We start from the raw sequence: 567 nt of genomic DNA, 5'->3' as shown, positions 1-567 counted from the left end.
AACGAACGTGGCATTGCCCGCGCCTTGACCGGAACGGGTCACGATCTGGGGATGGCAACCTGTGCGATTGCCGTTACTGCTGATTGGTGGCAGATCAAGCCGCCCTTGCCGGGAACGGTAGCAGCATTGACGCTGAGCGAAGCGCAGCTTAAGCCGGTGGCCCTCGGTGATACGACGATTGCAGTCGGGGCAGTGGCACACCTGAGCCTCTGCTACGATGCGCGGGTGCTTGATCATCCGACGGCGATGGCATTTCTGAACGCGCTCTGTCGGCGGCTCGGTGTCAGGCCGCTAGCCGAACCGCAAGAGGATGAGGTCGGTCTTGTGTCATCAGGCATTGCCTGAAGCACATCGTTTGGGGAGCACGTCGCAGGAGCGTACAAGGCGCAGGGAAGCGACTATTTTATGCGCGGAAATCAGTAGGGGCACGGCATGCCGTGCCCCTACGATTCCTGTCACACCAGCGCTAGCGTCCGACAGTGCATCGTTCAGGTGCAGTATCAGGGTAATCGTTGGCTGGTGTGTCGTGGCTTCTATGCTAGCGGATGTGATCAGGATACTACCAGC

Annotated in this window: 1 protein-coding gene; it reads left to right on the top strand. The window is 59.6% G+C overall.

Annotated features, from left to right (window positions below; all coding sequences use genetic code 11):
• A partial coding sequence (locus tag WHS38_12410; GenBank protein ID MEJ5301779.1) for a 2-oxo acid dehydrogenase subunit E2 occupies nucleotides 1-345 on the top strand: 345 nt, incomplete at its 5' end.
• Between the last annotated feature and the right edge of the window lie 222 nt (nucleotides 346-567).

It is taken from the genome of Thermodesulforhabdaceae bacterium (assembly GCA_037482015.1).
In the GTDB taxonomy this organism is placed as follows: domain Bacteria; phylum Desulfobacterota; class Syntrophobacteria; order Syntrophobacterales; family Thermodesulforhabdaceae; genus JAOACS01.
Note: the sequence above shows the minus strand (reverse complement) of the source record. Positions and strands in the feature narration are given on the sequence as shown.